Source organism: Pseudomonas sp. B21-015 (genome assembly GCF_024749285.1).
Taxonomy (GTDB): Bacteria; Pseudomonadota; Gammaproteobacteria; order Pseudomonadales; family Pseudomonadaceae; genus Aquipseudomonas.
This window is the reverse complement of sequence record NZ_CP087196.1, coordinates 5,655,587-5,671,440: the sequence shown is the minus strand read 5'-3', so window position 1 is coordinate 5,671,440 and position 15,854 is coordinate 5,655,587. Positions and strand designations below refer to the sequence as shown.

The following is a 15,854-nucleotide window of genomic DNA, read 5'->3' as shown; positions in this document are numbered from 1 at the left end:
TTTTGGGTCCGCTTCGCGCACCAGCGGGAGCAAGCTCCCTCGCCACAGTAAAACGGCGGCGTGGGACTATCGATAAGGTACACACGTGAAAGCCAGATCCGATGAGTTGCAGATTTTCGTCTGCGTAATTGAATGCGGGTCGATTTCAGCTGCCGCCGAACAGATCGGGCAAACGCCATCGGCGGTCAGCCGTACACTGTCGCGGCTGGAAGCCAAGCTCGACACCACGCTGATCAACCGCACCACACGGCGCATGGACCTGACCGAGGAGGGCAAGTATTTTTTCGAGCACGCCAAGCTGATTCTCGATCAGATGGACGAACTTGAAGAGCGCCTGTCCTCACGCCAGCAAACCCCGTCCGGGCGCCTGCGGATCAACGCCGCCTCGCCGTTCATGCTGCATGCCATCGTGCCGCACATCGAAGAATTCCGCCGTCTCTACCCGGACATCCAGCTCGAACTCAACAGCAACGACCTGATTATCGACCTGCTTGAACAAAGCACCGACATCGCCATTCGCATCGGCACGCTGGCCGACTCGACCTTGCATGCCCGTTCCCTGGGTTGCAGCCCGCTGCACATCGTCGCCAGCCCGGCGTATCTGGAGCAGCGCGGCGTACCGAGCGCTGTCGCGGATTTGAGCGAGCACACGCTGCTGGGTTTTACCCATAACGAAGGCCTCAACCAATGGCCGCTGCGCTATGTCCACGGTGATCGCTGGCCGATCCAGGCGTCGATCAGCGCGTCCAGTGGCGAGACGGTCAGGCACCTGGCGCTGGCCGGCCAGGGCATTGCCTGTCTTTCGCACTTCATGACCATCGACGACATCCGCGCCGGTCGCTTGCAGGTGCTGCTGGCGGAGTTCAACAGCGGATATCGCCAGCCCATCAACGCGGTGTACTACCGAAACTCGCAACTGGCCCTACGAATTCAGTGCTTCCTGGACTTCATCCAGGGCAAGTTGGCGGTTTATGCGATTGCGGACTTCAGGGGCTGATTCCCAGACCGCGTCATCGTTCTTCGCGAGCAGGCTCGCTCCCACATTGGTTCTGTGTTGATCCCATTATTGTGAATCGACGCAAGTCCATTGTGGGAGCGAGCCTGCTCGCGATTGCATTTCCGGCAGCCCATTAACTGGCCGGCCCACCTTCAATTCCGTAACATCCGCCGCTCTTCTCCCGCCTGCATTTTTAGGTAAGCCATGAAACCCATACGTCTGCGTGCCGATGTCCTGGCCGGACTCACGACCTCTTTCGCCCTGCTACCCGAATGCATCGCCTTCGCGCTGGTGGCTCACCTCAATCCACTGATGGGGCTTTACGGCGCCTTCATCATCTGCACCCTGACTGCGCTCTTCGGCGGACGGCCGGGGATGGTGTCCGGCGCCGCCGGCTCGATGGCCGTGGTGATCGTCGCGCTGGTGGTGCAGCACGGTGTCCAGTACTTGCTGGCGACGGTGCTGCTGGGCGGGCTGATCATGCTGGCGTTCGGTCTGTTGAGGCTGGGCAAGCTGGTGCGCATGGTGCCGTACCCGGTGATGCTCGGCTTCGTCAACGGTCTGGCGATCGTCATTGCCCTGGCCCAATTGGAGCACTTCAAGAGCGGTGAAGCCTGGTTGAGTGGCACGCCGCTGTACATGATGATCGGGCTGGTGGCGCTGACGATGGCCATCGTCTACCTGATGCCGCGCCTGACCCGTGCCGTGCCGCCGGCGCTGGTGGCGATTCTGAGCGTTGGGCTGGCGGTTTACCTGCTCGGCCTGCCGACCCGCACCCTGGGTGACATGGCGCACATTGCTGGCGGCTTGCCGGGTGTTGCGCTGCCAGACATCCCCTGGAACCTGGAAACCCTGCGCATCATCGCCCCTTACGCGATATTGATGGCGTTGGTCGGCCTGCTGGAAACCCTGCTGACCCTGAGCCTGGCCGACGAGATCACCGAGAGCCGTGGCTTCCCGGATCGTGAGTGCGTGGCATTGGGCGCTGCCAACATCGTCTCTGGCGTGTTCGGCGGCATGGGTGGCTGCGCGATGATCGGGCAAACCATGATCAACCTCAGCTCCGGCGGTCGCGGTCGGCTGTCCGGTGCGGTGGCCGGGGGGATGATTCTGCTGTTCGTGCTGTTCCTTTCGCCGCTGATCGAGCGCATCCCGCTGGCCGCGCTGGTCGGGGTGATGTTCGTGGTGTCGCAGCAGACGTTCGCCTGGGCCTCGCTGCGGGTGCTGAACAAGGTGCCGCTGAACGATGTCTTGGTGATCATCGCGGTAACGGTGATTACGGTGTTCACCGATCTGGCCGTCGCCGTGTTATGCGGGATCATCATTGCGGCGCTCAACTTTGCCTGGCAGCAGGCTCGCGAGCTGTATGCCGACAGTCATCAGGAAAGCGACGGCAGCAAACTCTACCGCCTGCACGGCACACTGTTTTTCGCCTCTACCACGCCGTTCCTCAACCAGTTCGACCCCGCCAATGACCCGGCCCAGGTGACCCTTGATTGTCGCCACCTGAGCTTTGTCGACTACTCGGCTATCGCCGCGCTGAAGACATTGCGCGAGCGCTACGCCAAGGCTGGCAAGCAGCTACGCGTACTGCACCTGTCCGAACGCTGCAAGAAACTGCTCAAACGCGCCAGCGAGCATCACGACTGAAATCGATGAGTGATCGTTCCCATACTCCGCGTCACTGGTGCGGGCGAATTCTGGACAGCATAATGGCTACTTAGTAGCATCCGCCGCATACGGATTTTCTCCTGCACGTCGATCGACGTGGGTCTATCAAGGAATCGAAATGCTCAACTTCACCCATGGCGATAAAACCGTTTCTTTCACTGTCTTGAGCGGTGAAGTGGTGGGCAGCGAAAAACTCAGCGAGACCCGTGTGACATCCACGGGCGGCGTTCAGGTGAACGGTAACGACGGTGATGTGACGCCTGTGCGCATCAGTTCTGTTTCAATCATCAATCATGAGATCTGGGTCAAAACCCCGGACGGCGTCGAGCACGATGTAAAGCTGCGCGGTGTGGACATTCCTTTGCGCACAGGTCAGGAAATCTCTTTGATCAGTGCCTTGAAAAAGGATGGTTCGCCTCTGCACACCATTTTGCAGAACCACACGGCGTCCAAGCGCTGGGTGTTGCGTGACGCGAACGTACTGAATACCGAGCTGGAGCTGTCGCCCTTTAACTGGAAGACAGTGCTGATCGTGCTTGGATTGTGCATCGCTGGTTTTGCTACAGCCGGGCTAGGCTTCCTGGCGGCAGCGGGCTATTTTTGCTACGCGTGGTATCAAGGCTCCCAGCGCAAGAAACGGCTGATTAGCGATTTGAACGCCTACATCGAGAAGCTGGACAATCAGGTCGCCAGTCGCGGTCGGGCACCAGACCCTGTTCAAGTTGAAAGCCCGGTCCAGGCTGAAATCTCTTTCCAGGTCGAAAGTCCTGCACCGGCGCAACCCCCTGTCGAGACTGAAAGCCCTGTGCTGAACAGCGATAGCGTGCGCAGGGCGCTATCGCGCAATCTCTGATGACTTGATCTCGATACAGAGCTCGATTTGATCTCGGCTCACTGCATCGTGACTTTTCAAGGAATAGAGATGTACGACTTCAGCTACGACAATGTCATTGTCAAGTTTACGAAGCATCCTCGCGCATCCGCTGTCGATGGTTGACTCCGACGGATTGCCGGAAGCCCCGTTTCCGCATCCGCGTTTATGGGGTGCGTTCCCACGAGTGCTCGGGCATTTCAGTCGCGACGTTGGTCTGTTTCCGCTGCACACCGCCGTGCACAAGATGGCCGGACTGTCGGCGGCGCGATTTGGCTTGAAGGCGCGTGGCGAGATTCGTGAAGGGTATTGGGCGAACCTGGTGTTGTTCGATCCAGCGACGATTCGCGATGTGGCGGACTTCAACGATCCGCAACGGGCGGCGCAAGGGATTGATGGGGTGTGGGTCAACGGTGTCTTGAGTTACTGCGACGGTCAGGCGAATGGCAGAAGGGAAGGGCGGTTTCTGGCGCGGGAAGGGGATTTGCGCAAAGGGTTTCATTGATAGAAAAGATTGCATCTTCGGCAGCTACAGAGACATGTGAACGCCCGCAGGAGCTGCCGAAGGCTTCGATCCTTTGATCTGTGTCTCATGGTGGCACATTGGGGTTAAAGAAAGCCGCTACCAAGCCGAAGCGCTGACATCCAGCCCAGCTACACTGGGCTCATTCAGTCAGGGAGCTACCCCATGAGTTTCGGCAAAACCACCCCGATCCTGCGGATTTTCGATGAAACCAAGGCATTGGAGTTCTACGTCGAGTTCCTGGGGTTCAAGATCGACTGGCAGCATCGCTTCGAAGTGGACTTCCCGTTGTACCTGCAAATCTCCCGTGGCGAATGCGTGCTGCACTTGTCCGAACACCACGGCGACGCGACACCGGGATCAGCCCTGCGCATCGAGACCGATGAGTTGGAGGCGTTCCAGCAGCAATTGCTGGCCAAGGAGTATTCTTTCGCTCGCCCACAGATTCAGGCCATGCCATGGGGGAGCCAGGACATGACCATTAGTGATCCGTTCGGCAATCGGTTGGTGTTTACCAATGCGATCAGTGTTTGATTGAGCGAGGTCAAGCGAGAACTGCCGATTTCCCGAGAGACCTCGCCTGGCCAGTTTCAAACAAAAAACTTGCCTTGCGATTTGTTGTGTTCATTAAGCTTGAACAGTAACTCCCGTCCTCTTTGTATCGTTGCGCGCGAGATGGCCATCTCACTTTGCATTGAGGTGCGGCTTATGAGGCTTGAGCTTTCTATGCCTATACGGTTGGCCATGCGATCAGTGGCTCGACCCAGCTGGCCTTTCACACCCGAGGCATAAAACTCATCCACCCCCAATTCGTCAAATGCTGCGTTGATGGCGTGAGTATCGTGCTCCAGAAAGTTGTCGAGTTCGATCAGGGCATTGTTCAAACGCTCGATTTTCTGTCCCGGCAGACCGTCGAGGGCTTTGGTAGCTTGGGTCGACGATTCAAAGTTTGGAATCCACGCTCCTTTGACCTCAAGCACCTTTGTCAGAACGAAGCCGGTTGCCATCATCGACAGATTTTTCCGCCCGATCTCGTGCTGCGGATTCAGGTCCTTCTTTTTTGCATGCTGTAACTTTGCGTTCGCGTCATAGAAAGCCGTCCGTGCTGTGTATTCTATATCGTCAGGCTCTAGTCGCCTGGCCTGGGGATACATGGCGACGGGCAGATGCCGTGTTGCATTGAATTTCCCGGCAAGCGAGTCAGTCGTTAAAGAAGTGGCGACTGTCGCCCCCACGATACTAGTCGGTCCGGTTGGTGCGGCCAGCAGGCCCGCCCCCAATGCCATCACATGCCTCACTGCGTTATAGCCGTAACTCTGAAACAGTCTTTTTACGATGTCTCTTTTTCTCATGCTGTTGTAGAGCTGATGGTTCAGCGTGCCCACCCTTTTGTTCACTTCGCTCAAAATGTCGGAATAGGCCCCTAATTCTTCCTTGATGGCGGCTTCGTCTTTTTGAGTGCCGTGATGATCGATGTAACGCAGCGGATTATTCCCAACCATGCAATACAGGTTCAGCCCGTCGACCGTGCCCGCCGGGTCGGCGCTGATCCACCGCTGCAACCACGGTGCGTAATACCTGTGTCTGTAGTAATAGAGGCCACTGGCGTCGCGCTCCTTGCCGGAATACCGAATGGTTTTGTAGTCGGCCTCCACAGCCGAACGGGATGCCGTCCAGGCAGTCCCGCCATAAGGCAAATAGCTTTCCTGGCTAATGAGCCAGGCCTGGTCGTCGAGTTCCAGTGAGCTGGAGCCCAGATGGTCGTCAAGGCTATAGCGCAGCTGGTTTGCCGCGATACCGGCCGGCCGGCCTTGGGTCCAGTGCAGGTAACGTACGCTACAGCGGCCGGCTTGCAGGGTGATGACTTCCAGTCGCTCGTTAGTGCGGGTACGTATCTCGATGCCCGGCAGATAACGGACTTCCCGGGTGTGAGTCACTGATGCAGCATAAGTCGTTTGAATCTTGCGTACACGTTGACCGCTGCTGTCGTAGCAGTAGCGCTCAATGTCATCGCGTCCCTCTTCACGCTGGATCAGCATCACGCTGGCAAGCTGATTGTGGGGGTTCCATTCCAGCGCCTGACCCGGATGTAACGCCTGCTGGTTACCGTTGTCATCGTAGCTTGCTGCAATGTCAGGTGTTGAGTCGCCCTTGCTCCAGGACAGAAGGCGATTGTTTGCGGCGGCAACGTTCAGGGTCCGGGTGTAGTTGCTGCGGTCGCGGACATGGCGCAGTTCGGTCAGATTGCCGCCGGTGTCGTACTTGTAGTGCTCGGTAAAGTTGAACAGTTGCCGGGCGTCGATCGGTGTTCTGCTGAAGATGGGCAGGTGGGGTTGGTTGTGCGGTCCCGCCGCTTCACGGCCCGTCGCGCCGGTCAGTTGGTAGAGGCTGTCATAGGTGAAGGTGCTGACCGCTTCGACCCGTTGGTTACTGCCGAACTGCACCGGTTGGGCCTTGTCCTCGATGCGCGTCACATTGCCCACCGCGTCATAGGTGTAGTGAAAATCCTGCAAGGTGTTGGCAGATACGGATGCGGTGAGTGAGATCAAGCGGCCGCTGGCCGAATCGAACACGGCGCGACTGATCACACCGTTCCCGGCCGTCTGGGATTCGACCTGGCCAAACGCGTTGTAGACGAGATCCTTCACGATGGTTTTTTCGCTCGCAGCGTCTTTTATTTTCAGGTTCACGGACTTGAGCTGGCCGGCGACATCAAACGAGAAGCGCTGTTGGTGTTGACCGGCATCGATCTGTCGGATGATTTCTCCCTGTGTGTCGTAGTCCCAGACCGTTTTGTAGCCATCACCCTCTTCGCGCAATCCATTGCGTTCCTGCTCATCCGCTGGCCAGTTCGGCCGTTCAGCGTCCAGAAGGAAGTGTCGTGTCTGGCTCAAAGGTTTGGCGCAGAGTGCGTACTCATCGATGAGCAGGGTACCGGCGCTGTCATCGTGGCGAGTCAGCGCGCCACAGCGGTTGTGTCTGGCGGATTCAGATGAGCTATCGCCATAGCTGAAGCGTTCGACCACCCGCAGATCCTGGCCTGCTGCCTGCTCCTGGATTTCGGTCGGTCTTAGCTGATTGTCGTAGGTTGTTTGCCAATGATTGCCACGCTGATCCCAGTTACGCAGTGTCTGTCCGGCGTCGCCAGGCAAGCTCAGGCGCCACCCGGCGTCGACGCTGTCCACTAACAGCGCTTTGCCGGACAGGCTGTAGAGGGTCGTCAGATTGGCCTTTGGCGTTTTACCAAACAGTCGAGGGTCCCACTGCGCAATCTGGCGTCCGGCAGTGTCGTACTGCTGACGGGTAATGCGCGCCTGCGCAGCCTTGGCTGCGTCACTACGCCAATAAGCGACATGCCGGACCGTCAGGTCTCGGCTGTCGACTACGTTGATCGTCGGTGTCTTGCAGTGAAGGCGTGCGCTCATGCCTCACCTCCGGTTGTCGGGAGTTGTTCGGACATGACCTCTTGCAGCGTGTCGTTCTCGTCTTCATCCACGGTGTACCAGGGATGACGGGTTTGCCGCCGCAGATAGGAAAGGCCATTTTGTTTTGCCAGACGTGTACGCGTAGGGCGCCCCAACGCATCGTAAAACTGCAGATCGCAATGGCCGAACTGTCGCAAGGACACATCGTTGATGTAGTCATGCTGATCGGCGAAGTAAGGGCGGTAGGTCCGGATCGCCAATCCCTTGTTGTTGTATTCCACCCGTTCGCTGATACGCCAGCGCTTTGCTGCGGTCAGCTCCTTCGGTGTTCCGTCCTCGAGGGTCAGTTCTCCCTTGGCGTTGACGACGTAGGCCGTACCCGATTCGACTTGTTGCTTGCTTTGCAGTGTTCGGCCGAAGCCATCGCAGCAGGTGACGGTGATGCGGATTTGTCTCTGGTTGTCACTGGGGTAGCGATCGGCGACCAGGGTGGCGATGTGTATCGGCTCACGGGCCGAGGTTGCGAGTTCGGTTTTCAGTTTCGCTTCATCGGCCAAGAGTGTTTCAAGGCCTGCCAGGCGACTGCGGACCGAAGCGCAGATGTATCCGGTTGGCAGCACATCACCGTTGGCCACGCAGCGCATCAGCCAGTCGTGGTCCTTCAGCGCTGCGTCCGAGACGCGCCCCATCCAGCTGAATGGCGCGTAGTAGATGGCATTGGCGGCGTCCAGCAGCGCGCCCTTTGCATTGTTGATCGCTTCGGTCGGGCTGGTGAACTCCGGACGCTTGTATTGAGCGATAGGTTTGAAACCTATGAGCGTATTGCTCTTGTTGCTGTAAATGCTGGTGGCCAGCACTTGGCCGAAATCATCATGGAGCCCTTCATGAATGTTCCCGTTCGGGTCAGTGATGCACCGGGGCTGGAGTGAGCGGTAATCGTAGGTAGCCTTGGTGACACAGCCATCGGGCCGTTTGAGCGCGGTGATGAGACAGTGATAGTTGTCGTAGCTGACCTCGGTCACACCATGGCTCTTACTCGACCGCAGGGTCTGTGTCTTGTAAAAACCCTCCAGTGCGGCGTAGGTCGAGAAACTGCTTTTGACTGACCAGAGTTTTCTGGGAGACGTGGCTACGGGAAGGAAATCGTTCATCCGGTAATAGCCACTTCGTTCGAGCAGTCTTCCCTTGGGGCGAGCCGCTGGCGACAACACGTCGAAGGCTTTCAGGGCTGTTTCGTCCAGCTCGGCGGTTTCCAGATGGTCGGCCAAGGCTTCGAAGTGGGCGACGCCGTTCGGCAGGGCTTCTGCGGTTGAGGTGTTTTTGTAGCGTTGCACGGACAGTCCGGTGAGGACGTGTTGGGTCGTCCAGGCGGTTTGTTTGACGAGTTCGATGAGCTTTTCGTAAGTCATATCCTTTGTGGTCAGCCCTCCAGCCTCGGGCGCCTTGGGTCGCTTCAACGCATTGGTACGCTGGCGATAAGGCAGACCCAGCCGCCATTCCTGGGGGCTATCCAGATGAATGAATTCGGCAAGGCTTTCGTTCAGGTAGTAGAACTGCTGTGCCGGATCATGAGCGTCGCGCCACCATTGTTGCTGGTCGGCATCGCTGAACGGCGGTGTATTGCTGCGGGTTTTACGTCGGGCGTAATGGACGTTCACGCTGTGGGTCAATGTGCCGAACAGGTCGTGCTGCAGATTAAGGGTGTGCCGGCATTGCGGATCATCGGCAATGCCTTCGTACTGATAACGGATGGATTCCAGCAGCAGCGGCAACATCCGGGCATAGCGCCGACTACCCTCAGGTGTTTGTAGCAAACGTACCTGATAGCGGTTTTCCTGAACCGAATAAAGCGTTCTGGTTTTCAGGCGCTTATCGATTCCGAGGGTCTCGATGCGCAATAAATGCCCACTCAGGGCGCGGGCCATTTCGAGGGTTGTTGCCGTGTCTGGGAATGTGATGCGTGTGTCGTTCTTGAGCTCTGGCTGGTATTGGCAAAGCAGTGCCTTACCCAATGCCACCGCTGCTTTGTCAGCGCTGTGATAACCGGTGCGGGGCAGATCCACCGCTTGCCCGGTGTGGAACCAGCTCTTTGTCTGGCATGGCGTGGTGAAACCTTGCGAGTCGGCATCATCGGGGTTGGTTTCACTGTCGGTTTGCAGCAACAGGCCGAATCCGCGAAATTCCCGCTCGATGCCGTCGTAGTAGCCTTGGCGGTAAGAGAAGCTCTGGGTCAGTCGATTACCGGTAATCTCGTCGAGCCGGGTCTGTTTCGATACCAGATGCAGGGCCATTGGCACATGACAGGTGCGGGGCTTGTCGGCTTTGATTTTCTCCGCTTTTTCATCCAGCCATTCCTGCGCCGAGCTGCGGTAGCTGATGCTGCCGGCGGCGCCCATATTGTTATTGGTGTCGGTGAGTAAATACGGTTTTGCACTGACGAAGTCGTAGCGCCAATGACGGGGTGTCATGTGCGGCAGGCTCAGAATCAGGCTGGAGCAGCCAAGTCCTTGCAGGTCGGCGATGCTCACCTGGCAGAAACGGTCGTAGCGCACACCTTCCGGCCATGGCAGGGCCACTGAAGGGGCGAAACCATTGCCGCTGCGGTTCATGAAAATCCGCGCCTGATCCGTTTCCAGATAGATCAGGTCGGCGGCGCCAGAGCCGTCCAGATCCGCCAGACGGATTCGCGAGGCGTCGAATGTTTCGTATGCAAGGCCAGGAGAGCCCAGCACGATGCCTTTACCGAAACGTCCACGACCCAGGTTTGGCCAGCACTTCACCTCGTTGTGACGAATGCGCACCAGGTGCTGCTGGCCACTGCCCAGGATGTCACTGAAGGCCACCAGTTCGGTGGGCGAAGAGGTAAGTAAAGGAAGGGCGTCTTCGTCCTCTTTACGAGCCACGTCACGGGCAGCTGAAAAACCTTGTTCTCGTTGATTGGCGTACAAGCGAACACTGCGTGGGCCTATCAGCGTCAGATCGTTGAGCCCTTCGCCGATCAGATCGGCCAACTGCCCTTGCGGATTGAAAAAATCCACAGGGAACGCATTGAACGTGGCGAAATCCGACCAGTTTCGGTCGGGGCCGAGGGAGAAAAAACCGCTCAACCCCGGCTGAGCAATGACCCAGTCCAGCCGACCATCGCCCGTGAGGTCACTCAGTGACTGGCGCACAGGTTTTGCGGTGTCGGCAACGGGAATGTTGGGTAACGCTCGCCACTGATCGTAAGCCACTTCATCGCTTTTGGCTTCGGCTCGCATGGGTTCGCGGTAATACCAGCCACTGTCATTTCGATAGAGCACGCCCGGCAGGCCCTCGCCGTACAAGTCCACCAGTTGATAACCGTGGCTGTCGTTGAGCCCCGGCATGTTCTGAAAGCGCTGCCAGGCGTGGGTATCAGGCAGGCGCTTGAACTCGCTGTAGCTGAATTCAATGGGGGGACGGCTATCGGCGGTTGCCGAGTTGCCAAACGCCTGGTCATGAGCAGCACTCAGGTGGTGGTAACCCAGAGGCGTCTGGCGGTAATCGAGTAGCAGGCGTCGGATCAGAACGGGTGCGGTGCCTAACTCATCGGGAAAGCGGTGAAACATCAGAACCTGGCGGCACAGGCGTTCGGTACGTAATTCAAAACCGTAGGCGAAGCTGGAAAACGCGTCGCTACGGGCTTGCCACTGTTGGCCTTCATATAGCGGTTTGTGTTCGTACTCTGTACTCCGTTCGCCGTAGTCGAGTATCAACTCGAAATGCCATTGCACAGGCTTCAGCCGATCTGCTTGCCATGAGTAAAGGTGTGCATCGGCCTTGAAATTGCCGTAGCTCACACGGCTCAAGTAGCGCTGGGCTGTTGCGCCTCTCTTGTACTGGTAAAGGATGTGCTCGCCGTGTGAATTCAGACTCTCCTCTAGCAACCATTCGCCGACGCGGCTCGTGTCCTGGGGATCGGCACGACGCGATGCCGGATTTTTTCCGTACAGGTGAAGGCTGCCATCGGCACCGTGCACCAACCAAAAACCCGGTTTGTCGTTCTCCGAAGACCAATGTTCAATCCGGTCGAAGCTGCTTTCGATTCTCGGGAAGTGGCGCACAACAGTATAGGTTGTACCCAGTTCCAGCTCGTTGTAACGATCGATGCGGGTTGAGGTGATGACGCCCTTTTGATCGCGCTCGGGCAGCCACCCGACACCGCTGGGGCCGACAATCTCGTCATCCTCGGCATAGGCCGGTACACCCTTGCTGGTGCGTCGCGCAACAGTGGGCAATGACATCCCCCAGCCGATGCCAAACACACTGTTGCCGACCGAACTGCCGTAACTGAGTGACAAGGAAGGTGCAAAGCCGCGACCTGGTGAAATCGGCAAGGCAATCTCATAAGAGGCTGCGCCGTGGGCGCCGATGGCACCCCAGCCTTTGCCAATGCTCTGGATGGCACCGCCACCCTTGGGCAGTGACGGCGTGATAACAGGCAATGCTGTTTGTTCGCTCATTGCGAACCTCCGCCTGCTCTGGCCGTGTAGCTCACGTGCACGATGATGTCGGTGAGCGATTCGAGCATGGACTTCTGAGCAGCATGATTGGGAAACGACAGCTTCCACTTCGAAATCGCGCCCGTGTATTCGAAAGGCAGGTAACGTTCGTCCTGGAAACTCAGGGTGAACAGGCCGTTATCGTCGATGCCCGTCGAGAGCGCTATTTGCTGATTGGCCCGCAGACTTTTAATGGGGGGCTTGTCGGTACCCGGCATGACGACTTCGCTACCCGTCTGGGTCAGCGTGGCGCGGATGTCTTCATAAGGGCTCAGGACGGCCGGCAGGGAAATGCCGATGCTCTTGATCCGGCGCAGGCAGTGGCCGGGGTAGTCGTTGTCGAACAGGGACTGCGTCAGTTCAAACTCGCATGAGCCGGTCTTTACAAGCTCCGACTTGATCCCGTCGGTTGTCGCCGTGCCGTCTGCTCCGGGCGTATCTTCCCAGGGTTTATTGATCGATGTCGGGGGCGTGCCCTTGCTCTCCTCCTTCGCCTTGAGCTGACGTAACGACACGGTCTTGCGGATTTCCAGCTCACGTTCGTTGCCCAGAAGATAAGCGTTCTTCATCTTGAGCAAACTCAACTTCATACGCTCGCCAGGGCCGAGCCCACGATAGGTGCTGTTCCAGGTCTGGTGCTGGAAGAACGGTTGTGTGGTGTAGTCGATCATCTCGTAGCGCCAACTCAGTTCGGTGAACTGGCACAGCGAAAAGGTCGAGTCATACACCTGGTAGTAGAAGCTTGAGAGTTGATTGGTGAACCACTGGTAAAGCTGCGCGTTGGTAAAGCGCTTGCTGAGAAAGTCGTAGGAGGCCCGGGCTTGGGTCAGGGACGTTTGAGTCTGTCGTAACAGCAGTCGCGAGGCGGTCTCTCTTTCGGCCTCCAGCGCCAGTTGTGCATCAATCTGTTCGATCTCCAGCTTTGCCTGGTCGCGGGCGAGTGTCCACTCCTGATGGCGACGACGGTATTGCGCGGCCCGTTCGAGGGCATCACCAGCGCCATGGGCGGCGGCCGCCACGCCTTGAGCCCCGGCCATCATGGCGAAGGGCACACCCTCCAGGCGATGACCACCGTCTGCCAGGCCAAAAATGTTGGGCGCGACTTTCAGGCCTTGACCGAGTACCTGGGCCGCGTGGGCGCTTGCTTCTGCGATGCGCCCTGTCAGATGTGAAACGGCAGCTGCCACTTCTTCCGGATTGATGACCTCGTTGACCCGCTGACTGTAGTAATCCCGCCGGCATTCGACGATGGCTTTACTGGCCAGCAAGGCTGCCCGGTTTTTCTCGTCGACCTTCAGGGCCTGGGTCTGCAGGTCTACTGCCATGTTGGCGATGTCCCAGACATGGTGCTGCTGAAGCTCTTGATAACTGGCCTGCTCGCTGCGTTCGATGTACGACAGCAGGGTGGTGCCGAATTGAATCACCGTGTCGACCGCGCTCATGGCATGGGCATACAGGGCACTGAAACGGTACGCCGGAATCTCTGAGCCCAGGTGCTGGGCGATGCCGGGCTCCGCGGCGCGTGGGGGATTGGAGCCGAGCAGGTCGCCGGGTGCTATGGGGGGAGCGAAGAGTGGGAGCTTCAATGGACGACCGACAATGTCGAGATTGTGCCTGAGGTTATGCAGACGGCTTTCCAGTTTCTCCCAGCGCGCGATCAGTACCGGGTTGAACGGTAAACGCAAATGGGGGGTATCAATGGCATGGACCGAGGGAGGGGATGCATAAGGACGCACACATATTTGCGGCACTACTGCGGAGGAAGCGGACTGGTGTTTTTTGTCTTTGCCAAGTTGTTGTTCAAACGTTCGCAGTCCCTCGTTGGTATCGCCACTGAAATTTTCCAGCGGGACAGTAGCCCAGGGATCGGTTTGTTTGAGGTCCGGACGGGGGCCCATCAGGTCCAGGGCGCGGATGTACCATGATTTCGCTTCCGTCAGACCCTCTGGGGTCAGCGTTCGGAACGCCGTGTCACCGCGGTTGAGCAGGATATCGACATGGAGCAGGTACAACGCTTTGCGAAAGTGCACCGGATGACTGAGGGCAATTTGATGCGGATCTTGTGGGCCCTGGATGGCGTAGGTGGTTTGACCGGGGGCTGGAATGGTGGAGCTGATCAACGGCACCGCATTCCAGTAGTCGGGGTTCATGCCAGTGACCTTTTTGCGGCCGGGATTGAACAGGTAATGCAGCCAGCGTTCGGCTTCGCTGTATTGGCGCTCAGCCTTGAAGCGGTGCGCTACCAGCCATGGAAGGTACAAGAACAACTCGACAAAGTAGCGACCATAGGCGCCGTAGAAATCCATTGGTTCTGTCGCGCCTCCTTCTTTTAAAGATGGCTCCGGCAAGTGCTGGGAACCCCAGCTCAGCAACGTGTCCATGCTCGATTCGGCGCGCTCGATCAAGTGTTTGGCGAACGTGATGTTCATTCGGATGGGCGCACGCTTCCCGTTCGAACGGTTTCTGTCGTCACTGAGTTCGATTGTCGAGCCTGCAAAGTCGATGAACTCTGCCGTACCTGAGGCTGTGTCCTTACGTGAGCTGATTTTGGGTGGGGACAGTGTCTTGTCTGTGGTCGAGTACTTGAATTGAAGTTTCTTTTCCGTGCCGGAAGACCGGTTTCGTACCAATGCAAACTGTGACGTATCCGAGGCTTTTGATTTGCTCAAGTCATCGGGTGTGAGGTTGAGCTCTTGCGTGGTTTTCGAGTCTTTATCTATATGGGCTGACATCGAAACCAGGAGCGGCAGGCCGGACCTTGCTTGGTAGTGCTCGCCATCAACATAGAGTGCAATGAAAAGTGAATCCGTAGTCCCCGACTTTTCATGAATGGCAATGGTTCGTGTTTTTTTCCTGAGCTCGCTCGAGGTCAGGTCGTGAAGCAAATCGTGCGAACCGTAACCCTGCAGGCAGGCCTGCGGTGTGCTCCAGCTTTCGTCGTATTTTTTGTAGCAGAGGTTCAAACGGAACAGCGGGTTGATTCTGTCGTTTTGGCTCTGCGCCGTCTTGGTTACAGCCGCCTTGTCCTGGAAGATGCATTCGGCCCAAATCACGTACAGGCGATTGTTGAACACGACCGGGCGAATAGTGTGTTCGATGGCGCTTTCGGAGATCGGCAGGTTGGCGCGTTTCCAGTCCGACCAGGCCTGTGGTTCGGGGGCATCGTATTTAGCGCCGGAAACACCTGAGACCGAAGGGCGGCACGCCATGTCCAGCGAACGCCAGTAGTAGGTGTTGGCGATGGTGGATTTGGCGATGAAGTAATAGGTGCTGTTGGCAAAATCATCCCCGTCGATATAGCCATTGATCGTGGTCAGATTGGCCACTTCTTCAAGCCTTGCCAGATAGGCCAGTACCGCAGTTTGAACCGACTCGGTTGTCAGTTGGTTCTGGTCGATGTCGTTTTCCAGTTGCTGAAAACTGTCGGTTTTTGTCTTGCGAAGGGTCGGGTCAAGATAGACCGCAGGGAAATAGTGCAACCGCTGATGGGTTACCCAGGTCGGATAGTGATGCATGACGGTGCGCCAGGTTTCGACCTGATCGGACGGAATCTGCGCCGTGTGATATCCCGGTTCCATGTTGGTCAGAATGCTGTTGATGTATTGCTGCAGGCTGGCAGTGGCGCAGGCCACCGGGGTAGTGGGCACCTCCTGGGAGACCGACACGTCGAGCAGCCAGTAGTGATACAGGTCATTGGCCGTCTTGAGGTGCTCTGCGATTTTCAGGGCTTTCAGTGTCTCGTCTTGAGGAACGATCGCTGACAGATAGAGCCCGAGCTGCGCATCACGCAGGCTTTCGTTCAATTGTTTTTCAATGGTTGCAGACATGTTCATTCCTTGAGCAT

Annotated in this window: 7 protein-coding genes and 1 pseudogene; 5 read left to right on the top strand and 3 right to left on the bottom strand. The window is 57.6% G+C overall.

The annotated features are described in order from the left end of the window. The first annotated feature begins 85 nt into the window (after positions 1-85). From LOY38_RS25985 to LOY38_RS25965, 5 genes and pseudogenes are all read left to right on the top strand, one after another. Positions 86-997: a LysR family transcriptional regulator gene (locus LOY38_RS25985; RefSeq protein ID WP_258697656.1), complete on the top strand. Its 912-nt coding sequence runs from the start codon at positions 86-88 to the stop codon at positions 995-997. 204 nt (positions 998-1,201) lie between these two features. Then, positions 1,202-2,647 carry a SulP family inorganic anion transporter gene (locus tag LOY38_RS25980; protein ID WP_258697655.1) on the top strand — a complete coding sequence of 482 codons (1,446 nt, stop codon included), beginning with the start codon at positions 1,202-1,204 and terminating at the stop codon, positions 2,645-2,647. Positions 2,648-2,684: 37 nt separating this feature from the next. Next, positions 2,685-3,521, top strand: coding sequence for a hypothetical protein (locus tag LOY38_RS25975; RefSeq protein WP_258697654.1), 837 nt, complete (start codon positions 2,685-2,687; stop codon positions 3,519-3,521). 109 nt (positions 3,522-3,630) lie between these two features. After that, positions 3,631-4,044 (top strand): annotated as a pseudogene (locus tag LOY38_RS25970) (amidohydrolase family protein); the annotation flags it as partial. A 183-nt stretch (positions 4,045-4,227) separates the two neighbouring features. Then, positions 4,228-4,596 (top strand): VOC family protein, encoded by a 369-nt coding sequence (locus tag LOY38_RS25965; RefSeq protein ID WP_258697653.1) that lies wholly within the window; start codon positions 4,228-4,230, stop codon positions 4,594-4,596. Between the two features lie 56 nt (positions 4,597-4,652). On the opposite strand, the gene LOY38_RS25960 is transcribed toward LOY38_RS25965, so the two are convergent. From LOY38_RS25960 to LOY38_RS25950, 3 genes are read right to left on the bottom strand one after another with little or no spacing between them, the layout of a single operon-like run. Then, positions 4,653-7,487, bottom strand: a complete 2,835-nt coding sequence (locus LOY38_RS25960; RefSeq protein WP_258697652.1) for an RHS repeat domain-containing protein — start codon at positions 7,485-7,487, stop codon at positions 4,653-4,655. Beyond that, complete coding sequence (locus LOY38_RS25955) at positions 7,484-11,971, bottom strand: SpvB/TcaC N-terminal domain-containing protein (protein WP_258697651.1); 4,488 nt, start codon at positions 11,969-11,971, stop codon at positions 7,484-7,486. Before LOY38_RS25955 ends, LOY38_RS25960 begins: the two co-directional genes overlap by 4 nt. After that, a complete protein-coding gene (locus LOY38_RS25950; protein ID WP_309475860.1) occupies positions 11,968-15,837 on the bottom strand; it encodes a neuraminidase-like domain-containing protein in 3,870 nt (1,289 codons plus the stop codon). Before LOY38_RS25950 ends, LOY38_RS25955 begins: the two co-directional genes overlap by 4 nt. Positions 15,838-15,854 lie beyond the last annotated feature (17 nt).